Annotated in this window: 11 protein-coding genes; 2 read left to right on the top strand and 9 right to left on the bottom strand. The window is 71.2% G+C overall.

Translation table 11 applies throughout. The features are described from left to right. Nucleotides 1–11 precede the first annotated feature (11 nt). The 7 genes from Q1K70_RS06005 to Q1K70_RS05975 are packed head-to-tail and all read right to left on the bottom strand — an operon-like array spanning nt 12 to nt 9,869. Entirely contained in the window at nt 12–2,477 is a 2,466-nt protein-coding gene (locus tag Q1K70_RS06005; protein ID WP_300156885.1) for a PEP/pyruvate-binding domain-containing protein, read from the bottom strand. Beyond that, a complete protein-coding gene (locus Q1K70_RS06000) occupies nt 2,474–4,729 on the bottom strand; it encodes a PEP-utilizing enzyme (RefSeq protein WP_300156883.1) in 2,256 nt (751 codons plus the stop codon). The genes Q1K70_RS06005 and Q1K70_RS06000 overlap by 4 nt, the downstream gene beginning before the upstream one ends. After that, nucleotides 4,719–5,132, bottom strand: coding sequence for a response regulator (locus Q1K70_RS05995; protein WP_300156880.1), 414 nt, complete (start codon nt 5,130–5,132; stop codon nt 4,719–4,721). The genes Q1K70_RS06000 and Q1K70_RS05995 overlap by 11 nt, the downstream gene beginning before the upstream one ends. Then, the gene (locus Q1K70_RS05990) at nt 5,119–7,704 is read right to left on the bottom strand and encodes a PEP/pyruvate-binding domain-containing protein (RefSeq protein ID WP_300156878.1); all 2,586 of its coding nucleotides are present in this window, start codon (nt 7,702–7,704) and stop codon (nt 5,119–5,121) included. The genes Q1K70_RS05995 and Q1K70_RS05990 overlap by 14 nt, the downstream gene beginning before the upstream one ends. A gap of 20 nt (nt 7,705–7,724) precedes the next feature. Next, nucleotides 7,725–8,483, bottom strand: coding sequence for a TIGR02186 family protein (locus Q1K70_RS05985; protein WP_300156876.1), 759 nt, complete (start codon nt 8,481–8,483; stop codon nt 7,725–7,727). 1 nt (nt 8,484) lies between these two features. Beyond that, nucleotides 8,485–9,426 (bottom strand): sulfite exporter TauE/SafE family protein, encoded by a 942-nt coding sequence (locus Q1K70_RS05980; protein ID WP_300156874.1) that lies wholly within the window; start codon nt 9,424–9,426, stop codon nt 8,485–8,487. Continuing rightward, complete coding sequence (locus Q1K70_RS05975; RefSeq protein ID WP_300156872.1) at nt 9,423–9,869, bottom strand: universal stress protein; 447 nt, start codon at nt 9,867–9,869, stop codon at nt 9,423–9,425. Before Q1K70_RS05975 ends, Q1K70_RS05980 begins: the two co-directional genes overlap by 4 nt. A 389-nt stretch (nt 9,870–10,258) precedes the next feature. On the opposite strand from Q1K70_RS05975, the gene Q1K70_RS05970 reads away from it, so the two are divergent. Beyond that, nucleotides 10,259–11,713 carry a HAMP domain-containing sensor histidine kinase gene (locus Q1K70_RS05970; RefSeq protein ID WP_300156870.1) on the top strand — a complete coding sequence of 485 codons (1,455 nt, stop codon included), beginning with the start codon at nt 10,259–10,261 and terminating at the stop codon, nt 11,711–11,713. Further along, entirely contained in the window at nt 11,710–13,053 is a 1,344-nt protein-coding gene (locus tag Q1K70_RS05965; RefSeq protein WP_300156868.1) for a sigma-54 dependent transcriptional regulator, read from the top strand. The genes Q1K70_RS05970 and Q1K70_RS05965 overlap by 4 nt, the downstream gene beginning before the upstream one ends. An 87-nt stretch (nt 13,054–13,140) precedes the next feature. On the opposite strand, the gene Q1K70_RS05960 is transcribed toward Q1K70_RS05965, so the two are convergent. Together Q1K70_RS05960 and Q1K70_RS05955 are read right to left on the bottom strand one after the other, a co-directional pair. Further along, complete coding sequence (locus tag Q1K70_RS05960) at nt 13,141–13,425, bottom strand: MoaD/ThiS family protein (protein ID WP_300156866.1); 285 nt, start codon at nt 13,423–13,425, stop codon at nt 13,141–13,143. Nucleotides 13,426–13,647: 222 nt separating this feature from the next. Then, nucleotides 13,648–15,375: an aldehyde ferredoxin oxidoreductase C-terminal domain-containing protein gene (locus tag Q1K70_RS05955; protein WP_300156864.1), complete on the bottom strand. Its 1,728-nt coding sequence runs from the start codon at nt 15,373–15,375 to the stop codon at nt 13,648–13,650. Nucleotides 15,376–15,792 lie beyond the last annotated feature (417 nt).

The raw sequence follows: 15,792 nt of genomic DNA, 5'->3' as shown, positions 1-15,792 counted from the left end.
GGCGAGAGGCGTCAAGCCGCCCCTTCCACGAACGCCCGGGCCGCCCGGACGGGGGCGTCGCCGTCGGTCATGGCCGCCTCGGCCCGGCCGGTGAACCGCAGGAGCCTGCCCAGAAGCGCCAGGGCTTCGGCCGTGGCTTCCTCGGCGGCGTCGGGCAGGACGGCGTCGACGAGGTCGCCCCGCCGGGCGACGACGAACCCTTGGGACCGCAGGACTTCCGTCAGGAATCCGGCCAGCCGCTGCCGCTGTTCCGGTTTCGGGCCGGCGCAGGCGAAGCGCAGCCGGGCGTAGTTGCCCCGGGAGCGGGGGCCGCACACGGCGTCGAGCATGGCCCGGTGGGGCTCCAACACGAAATTGGCGTTGACGTAGTCGCGCGTGGCCAGCACGGGCTGGGGGCGAGGCCGGCCGGGGGCCTCGTCTTCCCCGTCCGTCGCGGCCAGGCCCCGCCACAGGGCGGCCAGGGGAACGGAGGCGACCGACGCGGCGGAAAGGGGGCCCGCCTGGCCGTCCTCGCGCAACGCGCCGCCGAGGTCCACGACCTGGCAGGCCACGGGGCCGTCGCCGCGGAGCTCGCGTCCGGCGGCGGAAGCGGGGAGACCGTCGCCGGCCTCGAACAGGGCCCGCATGGCGGCTTCGCGGGCGAAGCGCGCCACGTCGTGCAGGCTGCGGCAACGTGCCGCCCCAAGGTCCGGGTCGCCGGCCTCGGGCAGGGTCAGGGGCACGACGAGGTCGTGCACCCTGGCCCGCCCCGGCGGCAGAGGAGGTAGTGCGGGGCGGGGCCGCTGGCCGTCCGGGGCGCGCAGCAGCCCGGCCGGGTCGCCGATGGCCGGCGGCGCGGGCAGGATGAGGCCGGCGTCGGCGTCGAGCACGACGAGCCTGCCGTCCGGCACGGCCTCGATGACGCCGTGGGCCCGGGCCAGCATGGGCCGGCCGGCTTCGCGGGCCAGGGCGGAAAGATGGTCCACGGGATTGCCGCCGGCCGTGGCCGCGCCCTGCCATTGGGGCAGTCCCCGGACCGCTTCGGGCGCGGCCTCGGCCAGCAGGGCCACCACCGGACAGTCCTCCCGGCCGTCGTCGGCCGCGCCGCCCGTCACGTGGCGGGCCAGGCCCAGGCAGCGGCCGGGCGCGGCGGGCATGCCGCCGGCGTACAAGGGCTTGGGCGCAACCGGCGGGCGGCGCGCGCCCCAGACGATGCGCGCCGGGCGGGACTGGAGCAGCCAAAGATCGCCGTTCGCGTCCACGGCGTATTCGAGGTCTCGCCAGGAGCCGGCCAGGGCCTCGGCGGCCAGGGTCAGCCTGGCCAGGCGCGTAAGGACGGTCGGACTCAGCACCGGGGCGTTGCGGGCCGCCTCGGGCACGGCCTCGCGGCGCAGGCCTCCCCCGGCGGCGGCCACGGCCCGGCGGGTCTTCCTGGCCACGTGGGCCACCACGTCGTCCGGGTCGTCGCGGGCCACGCGGTAGATGTCCACCGGGGCCGCGCCGTTGACGGCCAGCACGCCCAGGCCCGGCACGGCCGACACCAGCATGCGGTCCGATTCGGGCCGCACCGGGTCCAGGCTGAAGGCCACGCCGGCGGCCACGGCCGGGACCATGGCCTGGACGAGCACGGCCATGTCCAGGGCGTCGGCCGGCAGGCCCGCCTGGCGGCGGTAGAGTACGGCCTGCTCGGATACGGCCCCGGCCATGACTTCGAGAAAGCCCCGGCCAAGGGTCTCGGGGGAAAGGTTCAGGGCCGTGGCGAACTGGCCGGCGAAGGAGTGCTCGGCCCGGTCCTCGGTCAGGGCGCTGGAGCGCGCGGCCAGGGCGGCGGGGGAGGGCAGCCCCGGGGCGTGGGCCAGCGCGGCCGCGGCCTCGGCCAGGTCCCCGGCCAGCCAGTCGGGCAGGGGCGCGGCCAGGATGTCCCGGCGCAGGGCGGCGCAGGCGGCGGCCACGTCCCCGTCCGGCCCGGCCTCGCCCAACGTGCGGGCGACGCGCACCCCAAGCCCGGTCTCGCGCCAGAATTCGCGGCAGGCCCCCACCGTCGCCACGAACCCCGGCGGCACGGGAAAGCCGTTGCCGAGCAGCAGGGAAAGCCCGGCCGCCTTGCCGCCCGCTTCCTCGGGGTTTCGCGCCAGGGCCAGGGGCAGGCACGAGGGCGGGCGCACCCCGTCCTCGGCCGCTTCCAGGGCGGCGCGCAGCTCCTTTTCCAGGGCGATCTGGCGGGCGTAGAGGGCCTTGGCCTCGCGGGCGGCGAGCCTTGCCGCGCCGTCGGCCATTTCGAAGGTCACGGCGAGCAGTTCCTCCACCCGGCCGGCCAGTTCGGCCGTGGCCGCGCCGCCGGCCAGGGCGGCCTCGACCTCGGCCAGCCTGTCCAGGGCCCGTTCGCCGTTGGCCAGGAGGATGCGGAAGGTGTGGTAGCGCACCTTGAGGGCGTCGAGGCTTGCCCGTTCCCGGGCCTGCCGCCGCCGGTGGAGGGTGTCGCGCAGCCAGGCGATCACGGCGTCTTCCCTCCGTCCGGGTCGGCGGCTTCCCAGGCGTCGAGAAAGGCCCGCTCCAGCGCCTCGGCCGCGCCGGGTCCGGACAGTCCGGTGTCGCGCTGGCGGGCGAAGGCGCAAAGAGCCCCGAGCAGGCGCAGGGCCTCGAGGGCCGGTTCGGGCTCGATCATCTTGCGCCGGGCCGTGGCCAGCTCGCCCGCGGTCTCCACCTTGAAGCCCCGGCGCGACAGGATGCGCCCGACGCAGGCGGCGCGGGCGTTTTTCCCGGCGGCGTCGGCCAGCCCGCCGACGAAGCGGAAGGCGATGGCGTTTTTCTCCGGGTTGTCGCCGACGTAGGCGTCGATGACCGTGAAGTGGTAGCCCAGGCGCAGGCTCAGGTTGCAGTAGGACCGGGCGGCGATGGCCAGGTTGCCGCGCATGTCGGGCAGCGGCCGGGCCATGGCCCCGATGATGTCGCCAAGGCCCACCCGGGCCGGGCCGGTCTCCCACATCCCGGGCAAAAGCAGGCCCTGGAGCACGGCGGCCAGGGGGCGGGAGCGCACGTCGGCGAGGCCCGAGGCCCGGGGGGCCAGCGCGCCGCCGATGTCCAGGACCCGCAGGTCCAGGGGCAGGGGCAGGGGGAGCGGCGTGGCCGCGCGCTCGGAAACCCCGGCCTGGCGCAGGTCGGCCAGCACGGCCACGGCCCGGTCGTGGGCGTAGTGCAGCACGTCGTGCAGGGTGCGGCAACCGGCGGCGGAAAAATCCGGGGCGTCGGGGTCGGTGAGGTGCAGGATGGCGATGCGGCGCAGGAGCCGTCGCAGCACCAGGTATTCGGGGTCGTCCGGGGACAGGCCGCCGTCCGGGGCCGGCCGGGTCGGGCCGACGCCGGCCAGCACGCAGCCCGAGGCGGCGTCCACCGTGACGAGCCGCCCCTCGGGCAGGGCCTCCATGGCCCCGGCCAGGCCGAAAAGGGCCGGGGTGCGGCATTCCCGGGCGATGGCCGCCAGGTGCCCCACGGCGTCGCCGACCTCGGCCACCACCGCCCCGGCCCGGCGCAGCAGCGGGGCCAGCGCCGGCGAGGCCGAGCGGGCCACGGCCACGGCCCCGTAGGGCAGGGAATCGGGCGGCGTGTCCTCGTCCACGTGGACCACCACGCCGGCCGCCGCGCCGAGGCAGGCCGGCTCGCCGCCGCACAGAAGCGCCGGCGGCGCGTCCCCCGGCGGCGCGCCCAGGGGCACGAAAGGCAGCGCCGCGGCGGATTCGAATACGACCTCGCCCGAGGCTGCCAGGCGAAAGCCCATGTCCACGGCCGCGCCGAGCAGGCGCTCGGCGGCCAGCCCCTGGCCGGCCAACGCCCGGGCGGCCAGGCGCGTCAGGCCGGCCCAGGCGGCGGCGTCCGTCTCCGGGGCGGGCTGCGCCGGAGCGAAGGGATGGGCGCGGTCGAAAAGGATGACGGCGGCCCGGGCCGGGTCGGCCTCGTCCCAGACGTCGCAACGCAGAAAGGCCGCGCCGCCCTGGCCGACGAAGGCCGTGCGCAGCCGGCCGCGCGCCGGGGCCGGGGGCGCGGCCAGGTTCGTGGCCGCGAGCCTGGCCCCCACCGGGGCCTGGCCGGCGACCTCGCGGCCGAGCGCCTCCAGGGCGGCGGCCAGGGGCGCGGCCTCGGCCGGCACGCCGCTTCGCGACAGGGCGAGTCGCGCCTCGGCCGGGGCGAGGGCCGCGACGGACACGGTCAGGGAGGGGCTTCCCGGAGCGGTCTCCGGGGCGGCCAGGGCCTCGGCCAGGGCGGCGCGGGCGTCCGGCGCGAGGTCCCCGCCTTCGCCGAAGGCGGGCGCGGCCAGGACGAAGCCGCGTGCCACGGGCAGGCCCAGGCGTCCGGCCAGCTCGCCCAGGGCGGCGGCGTCGCGTCCGGCCTTGGCCTGGTCCTCCAGGCGCAGGTCGGACAGGGACCGCACGAGGCTCCCGTCCCCGGGCTCGGGCCGGCCGGCCAGGATGTCCTCCACGGCGGCGGCCAGGGCCATGAAGCGGTCGTAGAGGTCGATGTGCCGGTTGCCGGTCATGGCATTGAGGGCATAAACGGCCTGATGGGCGTGGTCCGTGGCCTCGCGGGCGGATTTCTCCAGAAAGGCCCGGTCGAAGATGTATTCCCCGCCGAGCATGCGCTCCAGGCCCGCCATGGCGGCCAGGGCGGCGGTGTTGGCCTCGAGCAGGGCCTGGAACTTCGAGAAGAAGGCCCGGGCCTCGCCCGGCGCGCCGGATCGGGCGGAATCAACGGGCATGGCGTCGGCTTTCCAGGTGGGATTCGAGGCGGCCGACCACATCCAGGATGTCGGCCAGCTTGAAGGGCTTGGCCACGAAGTCGAAGGCCCCCTTGTGGAAGGATTCCTTGGCCGTCTCCAGGGTGGCGAAGCCGGTGATGACGATGACGCCGACTTCGGGCGAGACGGCTTTGACCCGGTCGAGGAAGGCGATGCCGTCGAGGCCCTCCATCTTGAGGTCGGTGATGACGATGTCGGCCGGGTCGGCCTCGAAGGCGGCCAGGGCCGCGGCGCTGTCCGTGAAGACCTCCACGTCGTAGCCGGCCTTCTGGAAGGCGGGCTTGAGGCGTTTGACCACGATGGGCTCGTCGTCGAGGACGAGCAGGCGTCGTTTCGTCCGGGCGGTCGTTTCAGGCTGGGTCATGGGCGTCCTCCGTCACCGGCTTTATGGCGGCGAGAAATTCCTCGGCGAAGCAGTGCGCGTCGTCTTCGCGCGACAGGCGCACGTCGAGCTGGCGGGTGAAGCCCACGAGGCCGCCGAGCAGGCGCAGCTTGGCCCGCATGGTTTCCAGGTCGACCTTCTTGATGCGCCCGATGACCAGGTCGCCGTGGATCTCGACCCGGAAATCGGCCCGCTCCAGGATCTTGCCGATGCAGCGCGCCCGCCTGGCCCGGCGGGCGAAATCCGTCACCCCGCCCAGGAATCGGAAATAGAGCGAATTGTCGTTTACCACCTCGCCGGCATAGGCGTCGACGAGGACGAAGTGGTAGCCCAGGTGCAGGTTGAGGTTCATGTACTCGCGCGAGACCACGGCCAGGTTGCGCCCGAGCTTCTCCTCGCCGGGACCGCCCATGCCGAGGGTCCGGGTGAGGCTGGCCATGAAGCTCCCCATGTCCACGGGCACCGGGGCCGTTTCCCACATGCCCGATTCGGTCAGGCCCGCCACGAGCTCGCGCAGGGGCAGGGAGGGCAGGTCCCGGACCTCGATCTCGCCGTCCTGGGCGCTGCCGTCGCCGTCGAGGTCGATGATGGAGAGGTTGAGCGGCAACGTCGTGCGGAGCTTTCGGGCCGAGGGGTCGAGGATGCCCAGGCTGTTCTCGCTGAAGGCGATGAGCTCGGCCACGGCCTGTTCGTGGATATAGCGGGTGATGTCGTGGTAGGTGCGGCAGGAGGCCGGGGTGAAGCTCGGGGCGTGGGGATCGACGAGGTTCAGGGGCGTGATTTTTTTCAGCAGGCGGCGCAGCAGCCGGTACTCGTAGGAATCCTCGTACACGGCCTCCTCGGTCAGCTCGAAGTAGCGCAGCTCCTTGACCAGCCCCCGGTAGACCACGTTCTGGGTGGCATCCACGGTGATCTCGTCGCCGGTTTGAAGCAACTGCGTGGCCAGGTCGCAGCCGACCACCGTGGGCAGGCGGAATTCCCTCGCCACGGCGGCCATGTGGCCGGCCGGGGAGCCGATGTCCGTGAGGATGCCCTGGGCCCGGGGCATGACCCGGGAATAGCGCGGCGAGGTGTGGCGGGCGACCAGGATCGCGCCGAAGGGGAAGTCGTCGAGGTCGGCGTCGCTCCTGACGACATGGACCCGGCCCATGGCCACGCCGCGCTGCACCACGTCGCCGCGCCCGGAAAAGACGATCTCGGCGTCCTTCACGGCCGCGTCGATGGCCCCGGTGCGCCGGGCCGGGTCGCCGTAGAAGAACATGGGCCGGCTTTGCAGCACGTACAGGCGGCCGGCGGCGTCGATGGTCCACTCCACGTCCTGGGGCCGCTTGAAGTATTTTTCCAGGGACAGGGACACCTCGCCCAGAAGCGACAGATCGGCCTCGGTCAGGCAGGGCGCGTCGGCCTTTTGCGGCGGCAGGTCCGCGTAGGCCGTGCCGCCCTCGGGGCGAAGGGCCAGTCCCCGGGGCTTGTGGGCAATCTCCCGGGACACGGTCGCAAACGGCGCGCGCCGGGCGATCAGGTAGGAGTCGGTCTCGATCTCGCCGGACATGACCGGGGCGCACAGGCCCCAGGCGGCGCTGACGAAGACGCCCTCCTCGTTGCGGGTGAGCGGCGCGTAGGTGTAGAGCCCGCCGCTGACCAGGGAGTCGATCATGACCTGGCACCCGACGGCCATGACCGCCTCGTGCTCCTTAAATCCCCGGCGGCGGCGATAGAGCCAGGCCTCGGGGGTGTAGGCCCCGGCCACCACCCGCTTGAAGGCCTCGGCCGCCTGGGCGGGCGGCACGCCGATGACGCTTTCGTACTGGCCGGCGAAGCTGGCCTCGCCGTCCTCGTTCCAGGCCGAGCTGCGCACGGCCAGGCTGGCCGGGGCCCGGCCCAGGCGCTCGGCCAGGGCGGCGACGGCCTCGCTTATGCCGCGCGAAAGCCCGCGCGGCAGGCTCGCCGCCAGGATGCGCTGGCGCACCTTGGCCGAGGCGTCGGCGATGGCCCCTTCCTCGTCCGCATCCAGGCGGCGGGTCTGCTCGGCGATGCAATCCGGCAGGCCGTTTCGGGCCATGAACTCGGCGAAGGCTCTCGTGGTGACGACGAAGCCGTCGGGCACGGGCAGTTGAAGCACGTTCTTGAGTTCCCCCAGCATGGCGAACTTGCCGCCGGCGGCGTCGGCCATGTCGGCCCGCAGAGCGGAAAGGGGCAGGGTGGGGGCGGTGTCCGGAAAATGGTGCCGCCCGGCCAGCTCGTCGGCGATCTCCTGGCGCACGGTTTCGAAGGCCGTGAAAAGGGGCACGTTGCGGCAGCGGTTCAAAATGGACAGGTCGGAGACGAGCTTGAAGATCTGGTCGGAGAGCTCCTCGCAGGCCTCCTCGACGTAGCGGCGGTCGAAGACGTATTCGCCGCCGAGCTTGTCGCCCATGTCGGCCATGAGCGTGAGGATGCGGTTGTTGCGCTCCAGGATGCTCTTGAATTTCTTGAAGAGCACCACGAAGGGCACCGGGGTCTTCCCCCGGGGCGCGAGGCGAAGCGCCTGTGCGATCCTGCTGATGACGCCCATGGCCGATGATCCGTTTGCAGCTAGTGCGCGCCGCTTTTGGAGCCGCTGAAGATCTGGCCGATGACCAGGCCGCCCAGGATGGCGATGATCGAGGCCAGGACGCCGTAGAGCGTGCCGTGGCCGAAGGCCATGTCGGCCAGGAAGGCCGGCGCGCCGACGAAGGAGGCGTTGACCGAGGCGGCGGCGCTGGCCGCGACCGCGCCGTCCCGAAGCGCCAGGACCTCCACGGAATAGGCCCCCGGGGAGAGCCGGGAGGGCAGGCGCAGCACGGCGGAAAACGGGCGCATATCCCCGGCGTCCGGGCCGAGCGTCACCTGGCCGGCGTTTTCCAGGTAGAGCTTCTCCGCCTTCTGGAAGCGGAGGAACTCGGCCGTCAGCGCCGACGGGTCCGGATCGTGGGTTTCGACCTTGATGGCCTTGGCCAGGCCCGGGACGCCGAGGGAGGCCACGTCCCCGGCCGGGGCGTCCTTGGAGGCGGCGACCAGGAAGACGCTCGGCGCGCCGGAAAAGGACACCTTGTCCGTGTTCATCCACAGGACGCCGAGCACCCGGCCCTTCTCCTTCATGCGGAAGGTCCGGGGCTCGCCGGAAAGGCGCACCACCACCTGGCTGCCGGCCGGCACCTGGCCGGTCACGGTCAGGTCCTCGCCGTTGTACAGGGAATCGATGGCCACGGCCTGGGGCGAAACGGCCAGCGGCGGCAGGGATTCGGCCAGGGCCGCGCCGGACGCGGCGGCCAGCATTGCGGTCAGGACGGCGACGAGGAGCGGGCGACGCATGCTAGTGTCCTCCGATGGCCGCCAGCAGGACGTCCGGGCGGGCCAGCAGTTCGTAGAGCATCTTGAACATGACCAGGAGCACGATGCAGGCCAGGTAGACCTTGAGCTGGTCGCCGTGGAGCCGGCGGCCGATGCGCGCCCCGAACTGGGCCCCGATGGCCGAGCCGATCAAAAGGAGCAGGGCCAGCACGAAGTCCACGGTGTGGTTCTCGGCCGCCTGCATGATGGTGACGTTGATGCAGGTGAAAAGGACCTGGAAAAGGCTCGTGCCCACCACCACGTGCATGGGCATGCGCAGCATGTAGACCATGACCGGGACCATGATGAAGCCGCCGCCCACGCCCATGATGGCCGAAAGCACGCCGACCAGGCCGCCGAAGAAAAGCGGGGTCAGGGCCGACTGGCGGATGCCCGAACGGCGAAACTCCATCTGGAAGGGCAGGGCGGCCATGAACCTCGCGTAGCCCGAGGCCTTGGCCGGGGCGGCGGCCTTGGCCGGGGCCGGCTTTTTGGCCTTTCGCATGGAGCTTAGGGACTCGAAGAACATGTAGGAACCCACGCCGCCGAGCATGAGGACGTAGGTGATGGCGATGCAGAAGTCCGCGTTGCCCATGGCCCGCAGGATTTTGATGAGCTGGACGCCGAGCGTGCCGCCGAGGACGCCGCCGATGAGGAGCAACACGCCCATCTTGACGTCCACGTTGCCCAGGCGCAGGTGGATTAACGTGCCCGAGGTGGAGGCCCCGACGATCTGGTTGGAGTCCGAGGCCGCGGCCACCGTGGCCGGGATGCCCATCATCATGAGCAGCGGCGTCATCAGAAAGCCGCCGCCCACGCCGAAGATGCCGGACAGCAGGCCCACCCCGCCGCCGAGGCCCAGCACGGCCAGGATGTTCACCGAGTTGCCGGCGATGGGCAGGTACAGGGTCATGGGAATGCTCATGTCGCCTCACCTTTCGTTTGTGTTTCGTTCGGCTCCCGGCGCGGGGTCACAAGCTCCACCCGGCAGGAGACGCCATGCAGGATGCGCCGCAGGGATTGGGCCTCCCGCTCCGATGCGCGCCCTTCCCCGTCGGCCGATTCCGACACCAGGAGCGTGATCCTGCGATCACGGGCGAACCGGATCACCTCTTCCTCGAAGTCGCCCTCGGTCACGAAGCATTCGACGCCCACCCCCTCTTCCTGGGCCCGCTCCACCATCAGGCGCACCCGCCCCCGGTCGTCGGCGGCGGCCAGGGGCGGCGTGGCGCGCGTGTTGTCCTCGGGGCCCTCGGTCACGTACAGCACGTGGACCTTGGCGCCGATGCGCTTGGCCAGGGACAGCGCCCGGGTCAGGGCGGCGAAAGCCCCGTGACGGGGCGTCATGCCGACGAGTATGCGTTCCATGGGTTTCTCCCCGGCCGTCTAAGCAACGCCCGGGCCATGGCGATGCGTCGGCGCAACGCCCGGGCATCGCTGGATTTGTTGGAAGCGGGGGAAGGAGATGGCGGATTCGGTGTTCCAGATTGAAAAGTTCCTGGCCAAGCCGGCCGGGCGATGTTTCACTCTGGGACGGGCGCGGCCGGAGCCCGGGAAAAAAGCCCGGCCCGGCGGGCGGTCGCGGTTGGAATGGCCTTTGCTGCCAGGACGGCGCGACGGACGAAGGCGACCGGGGCGCGGCTTGCGTTGGCCGGCGTTCCCCGGGGCGCGGGGAGAAATCCGGCCGGCGGACGAGGGCGTCCGCGGGGGCCTGGAGAAACGGCGAGCCCGGGGCTTGCCCGCCAAGGACGACCGGCATGTTGCGCACCATCCGATCGAAGATGCTTTTCGTGTTCGCGGCGAGCCTTTTCGCCGTGGCCGCCCTGGCCGCGCTGCACCTGGGGAGCCTGTCGGCCCTGCGGGAGCGCTACCTGGTCAGCGAGCGCATCGAGGAGCTGCAAAGCGACATCCTCGAGGTGCGGCGCTTCGAGAAGAACTACCTGCTCTACCACGACGCGGCCAGCCTGCGCGAAGGGCTGGACTACCTCGACGCCGTGGACCGGCTGGCCGGCGGCCTGACCGGCGGCATGGACCGGGAGCTCGGCCCCGGGGCCTACCGCGAGTTCCTGGACGACCTGTCCGCCTACCGTACGGCCCTGGCCGCGTTGCCCGCCTCGGGCACGCCCGACGCCGCCGCGACCGAGGCCGTGCGCACCCGGGGCAAGGCCCTGACCGACTTCGCCACCCGGCTCCTCTCCGACAAGCGCCGGCGCATCCACGAGACCATCGACCGTTCTCTGGCCCTGCCCTTCGCCTTCGCCGGGGTGTTCCTGGCCGTGACCGTGGCCGTGGTGGCCCTGGTCTCCACCCGGGTGCTGCGGCCCCTGGCGCTCCTGCGCGAGACCACCCGGCGCGTGGGCGAGGGCGACTTCCGCCCGGCACCGGTGCGAAATGGCCTCAGCGACGAGATCGCCGGGCTGCTCGGGGCCTTCAACCTCATGGCCCGCCACCTGGAGGAGAACCAGGAGCATTTGCTCCAGGCCCGCAAGATGGCCGCACTCGGCACCTTCACCGCCGGCGTGGCCCACGAGCTCAACAACCCCATCAACAACATCACCCTGACCGCCGACGCCCTGCGCGAGGACCATGCCGCCGGCCTGGACGCGGAGGGGCGGGAGCTCGTGGAGGACATCGCCGGCCAGGCCGACCGGGCGGCGGACATCGTGCGCAACCTGCTCGATTTCTCGCGCACCGAGCGCCCGCCGCTGGTGCCCCTGTCGCCGCTTGAAGTCGCGGCCACGAGCGCGAGCCTGGTGAAAAACCAGATGCAGGCCGCCGGCTTGGCCTTCAGCCTGGACGTGCCGCCGGATCTGCCGGACGTGCGCGGCGACCTGCGAAGCCTCCAGCAGGTGCTGGTCAACATGCTGCAAAACGCCGCCCAGGCCACGCCGCGCGGCGGCGCGGTGCGCCTGGCCGTGACCGCGGACGAGGGCGGGGCCACGCGGTTCACCGTGGAGGATTCAGGCCCTGGCGTGCCCGCCGAGGCGCGCGAGCACATCTTCGAGCCCTTCTACACCACCAAGGGCGTAGGCCAGGGCACGGGGCTGGGGCTGGCCGTGGCCTATTCCCTGGCCAAGCGCCACGGCGGGCGCATCGGGGTGGATGCCTCGAGCCTCGGCGGCGCGGCCTTCAGCCTGCTTCTGCCCGGCGCGCCCCGTCCCGTGACCCCGGCCGCGCCGCCGGGCGGCGAAACCCCGGAGGCCGCGACATGAAAGCCCGCATCGCCGTGGTGGACGACGAGACCATCGTCTGCAACCGCCTAAGCCGCGCCCTGGCCAAGGACGGGGCCGAGGTCGAGGCCTTCACCGAGGGCCGGGCCTTCCTGGCCCGCCATGCCGAAGCGCCCTTCGACCTGGCCTTCCTGGACCTGATGCTGCCCGACGGCGACGGCGTGGCGCTCATCCCGACGGTCAAGTCCGTGTCCCCGGCCACGGAGGTCGTGGTGATCACGGGCTTCGGCACCATCGAGACGGCCATCGCGGCGGTCAAGGAGGGGGCGTTCCACTACGCCCAGAAGCCGGTCAAGCTGGAGGAGGTGCGCCATCTGGCCCAATCGGCCCTGGAGCGGGCGGAACTCAAGCGCGAGAACACCGCCCTGCGCCAGGCCCTTCGCGGCGCGCCGGGCGAGCGGCCCATCATCGGGGTCTCGCCGGCCATCCGCAAGGTCTTCGCCATGATCGACAAGGTGGCCCCGGTGGACTGCAACGTGCTCATCCTCGGCGGCAGCGGCACGGGCAAGGAGCTGGTGGCCCGGGCGCTGCACCGCCAGAGCGGCCGCCGGGACCGGCCCTTCGTGTCCTTCAACTGCGGGGCGTTCAGCGAGGAGCTCATCAGCAGCGAGCTTTTCGGCTACGAGAAGGGGGCCTTCACCGGGGCGACGGCCGCCCGGATCGGGCTTCTGGAGTCGGCGGCCGGGGGCACGGTCTTTCTCGACGAGATCGGCGAGATGCCGCTTTCCATGCAGGTCAAGCTGCTGCGGGCCATCCAGGAGCGGCGTATCCGGCGCGTGGGCGGCACCCAGCCCATCGACCTCGACATCCGCATCGTGGCGGCCACCAACAAGGACCTCAAGCACGAGGCCGCTTCCGGGGCCTTTCGCGAGGACCTCTATTTCCGCCTCAACGTGGTGACCATCCCCCTGCCGCGCCTGGACGAGCGCCGGGAGGACATCGCCCCCCTGGCCGCCCATTTCCTGGAGAAGTACAGCCTGGCCTTCCACAAGGCCGTGACCGCCATCGAGCCCGAGGCCATGCGCATCCTGGCCGCCTACAGCTACCCGGGCAACGTGCGGGAGCTCGAGAACATCGTCGAGCGCGGCGTGGCCCTGGCCGAGGGGGAGACGCTGGCCGTCAAGGACCTGCCGGCCGACCTGCGCCAGATGGACTTCGATTCCGTGGAGGGCGAGGGGCTGGTGTCGCTGGAGGAGATGGAGCGGCGCTACATCGCCAAGGTGCTGGAACGCACGGGCTACAACAAGGGCCTGACCGCCCAGATCCTCGACGTGCCGCGCACCACGCTGTGGCGCAAGATCAAGCAGTACGGCCTGGACTGAGCCCGGCCGCGAGGGGCCGCCGCCTCGTCCCGTTTCGAGATGCCGCCGTATTTCGAAACACGACCCACGTCATGTTTCGAATTGGAATCAGCCCATCTTGCGAAATCCGAGCAGCACCCGGTAGGGCCCGGGCACGCCCGGCGGGGCCAGGGCGACCCGGTCGCCGCCGCGGACCACGGCCGCCTCGGGGCTGGCGGCCTTGCCGTTGACGAAGACGACCTCCACCGCCTCCCGGGGGAGCTCGAGCAGGGCGAGCAGTTTCGGTCCGCTGGTTTCGCCCGGGACGTCGATCGTCGTCGGATTGTCCCAGCCCCGCTGCCGGAAGACGTCGGTAAGCCCCATGAAGGCGCGCAGTTCGATCGTCTCGGACACGTCTCGTTCCTCCTTTTGCCTGAAGCCGTGAAATTCCTTCCGTCGTCTCCGGCGGACCGGCCGGTTCACGGCGTATTCTTGCACGATGGAAAGGCAGGGCGCAACCGATTGTCGGAAAACGGAACGCGGGCGGACGGCGACCTGCCGTCCGCCCGCGTCGTGTCTTTTATGGGCCGCGCCGGGCGAGGCGCGCCGCTTCCCGCGCGGCCCTGCGTCAGGTCCCTAGAAGTTGAAGACCTCGTCGATCTCCGCGTCGGTGAAGTCCCAGGTCACGCCGTGGGGAGCGCACTTTTCCTCGAAGAACTCCGGCAGCCGGTCGTGGGCGTTGGTGAAGCCCGCCCGCTGGTTGAAGCCGCGTTCGGCCTTGAGGATGGTCTTGCCCAGCGCCACCACGTCGTCCCCGGTCAGGGCGAGGTCGTACTTGGCGTTGATCATCTCGACCAGGGCGTTGAAGCCATCGGCGATGTCCAGGATGGCGAAGGCGATGAACAGGCACATGCCGGTGCTGTCCACGGCGGCCGTGGCGATTTGCAGGTTGCGCGACAGCTCCACCTGGCCTTCCTTGCCGAGCGGGTCGACGAAGCCGCCGACCTTGAGGATGTTGGTGGCCACGGCGTAGCCGGCGGTGTGGTCCGCGCCCATGGGCGTGGTGGCGTACGTCAGGCCCACGCCCTTGACCGCGCGGGGGTCGTAGGCGGGGATCGACTGGTTTTTCACCACCGGCACCCGGGTCACGCCGTACATCTGGCCCACGGCGGCCGCGCCGCTGCCGACGATGCGCCCAAGCGGCGTGCCCTTGCGGATCTCCAGGATCAGGTCGAGCATGGCCTTGGCGTCGCCCCAGGGGATGATGCCGGCTTCCTGGGCGACGTTGACGGCGACGGCCGTTTCGATGGAGTCCACGCCCACGTCGTCGAATTCGCGGTCCGCGTAGGCGATGGCGTCGAGGTCGTCGATGCAGCCGTTGGCGCCGAGCGCCCAGACGGTCTCGTACTCGAAGCCGCTGGTGAGGTACTTGCCTTCCTTGTCGTGGTAGTGCTGGGAGCAGCGGATGATGCAGCCGGCGTGGCAGCCGTGGGTGGTCTTGCCGCCGCGCGCCTCGATGGTGGCGGCCATGGTCTCGCCGCCGATGTTGTTGGCCCAGGCGTTGCGGCCCTCGCGGAAGTTCTTGGTGGGCAGGCCGCCGGCTTCGTTCAGGATGTTGACCAGAACGTTGGTGCCGTACTTGGGCAGGCCCTGGCCCGTGACCGGGTGGGTGGTCAGGGCGTTGGTGAAGCGCTTGGAAGCCCCCTTGAAGGCTTCGGGATGGGCGATGGTCACGCCCTTGGCGCCCGTGTCGTCGATGATCACGGCCTTGATCTTCTTGGAGCCCATGACCGCGCCGAGGCCGCCGCGGCCGGCGCTGCGGATGTTGCTCTGGGGATCGGCGAAGGAGATGTTGGCTCCGGTCAGGCGCATCTCGCCGGCCGGACCGATGATGGCCACGCCGACCTTGGGGCCGTACTTGGCCTGCAGGACCTTGATGGCCTCGTAGTTGCCCATGCCGATGGTCTCGGCCGGGGCCTCCTCGATGGTCACGCCGTCCATGGTCACCTTGACGACGTAGTACTTGTCCTCGGTCGGCAGGCCCTCGAAGACGATGGCTTTGATGTCCATCTTGGCCATCTTCTGGCCGAAGGTGCCGCCGGTGTTGCTCTCCTTGATGCCGCCGGTGAGCGGGCTCTTGGCTCCGCAGGAGAGGCGGCCGGAGTTGGCCGCGCTCGTTCCGGTGAGAAAGCCCGGGGCGAAGATGAGCTTGTTGTATTTGCCCAGGGGATGGCAGGTCGGTTTCACTTCGTCCGCGACGAAGATCGAGGTGAGCCCCCGGCCGGCCAATCCGGCGTACTGTTCGGGACAGGCCTCGGTCTTGACGGTCTTCGTCCCCATGTCGATCCTGATGAACTGCGGCATACCAGCCTCCACGCGTGTTTTTGTCTTTCGGCCTTGCCGGCCGTACGATCCGCCTCAAGTCGATTCCGATGGATCGTTGCCCGCTCCATTCGTTTTCCCGATGGCGCGGCACATGGGCGGGCGCGGGCCGACCGTCGCCGGCTTGGCGCGCCCTGCGCCAGTGGGTCCGAGTGGGACGATCGAGTTAAGTTAAAAATAGCAAGTTGTGATCCATCCGGACCATGCCTAATAAAATAAGGATATTAGAGCTGCATGACGCCGGTGCGGCACACGGCGTCAGTGCCCGGCGTGACCGTTGCGCAGGGGCAAGGTGGGATACGGGAGCAAAGAGTATTGTGTTAAATTAAATATTACATGGGGTTGCCCAGAGGGCAGAAAAGGGACGGTTCGGGAGCGATTTGGGTCAAAATGTTACAC

The organism is Solidesulfovibrio sp., assembly GCF_029978005.1.
Taxonomy (GTDB): domain Bacteria; phylum Desulfobacterota; class Desulfovibrionia; order Desulfovibrionales; family Desulfovibrionaceae; genus Solidesulfovibrio.
The sequence above is the reverse complement of the archived record's forward strand: the minus strand, read 5'-3'. Positions and strand labels throughout refer to the sequence as shown.

Bases quoted from the DNA above. Each gene is read 5' to 3' on its own strand.
- Q1K70_RS05955 (WP_300156864.1), bottom strand. From the start codon at position 15,375: ATGCCGCAGTTCATCAGGATCGACATGGGGACGAAGACCGTCAAGACC.
- Q1K70_RS05985 (WP_300156876.1), bottom strand. From the start codon at position 8,483: ATGCGTCGCCCGCTCCTCGTCGCCGTCCTGACCGCAATGCTGGCCGCC.
- Q1K70_RS05995 (WP_300156880.1), bottom strand. From the start codon at position 5,132: ATGACCCAGCCTGAAACGACCGCCCGGACGAAACGACGCCTGCTCGTC.
- Q1K70_RS06000 (WP_300156883.1), bottom strand. From the start codon at position 4,729: ATGCCCGTTGATTCCGCCCGATCCGGCGCGCCGGGCGAGGCCCGGGCC.
- Q1K70_RS05970 (WP_300156870.1), top strand. From the start codon at position 10,259: ATGTTGCGCACCATCCGATCGAAGATGCTTTTCGTGTTCGCGGCGAGC.
- Q1K70_RS05980 (WP_300156874.1), bottom strand. From the start codon at position 9,426: ATGAGCATTCCCATGACCCTGTACCTGCCCATCGCCGGCAACTCGGTG.
- Q1K70_RS05965 (WP_300156868.1), top strand. From the start codon at position 11,710: ATGAAAGCCCGCATCGCCGTGGTGGACGACGAGACCATCGTCTGCAAC.
- Q1K70_RS05975 (WP_300156872.1), bottom strand. From the start codon at position 9,869: ATGGAACGCATACTCGTCGGCATGACGCCCCGTCACGGGGCTTTCGCC.
- Q1K70_RS05990 (WP_300156878.1), bottom strand. From the start codon at position 7,704: ATGGGCGTCATCAGCAGGATCGCACAGGCGCTTCGCCTCGCGCCCCGG.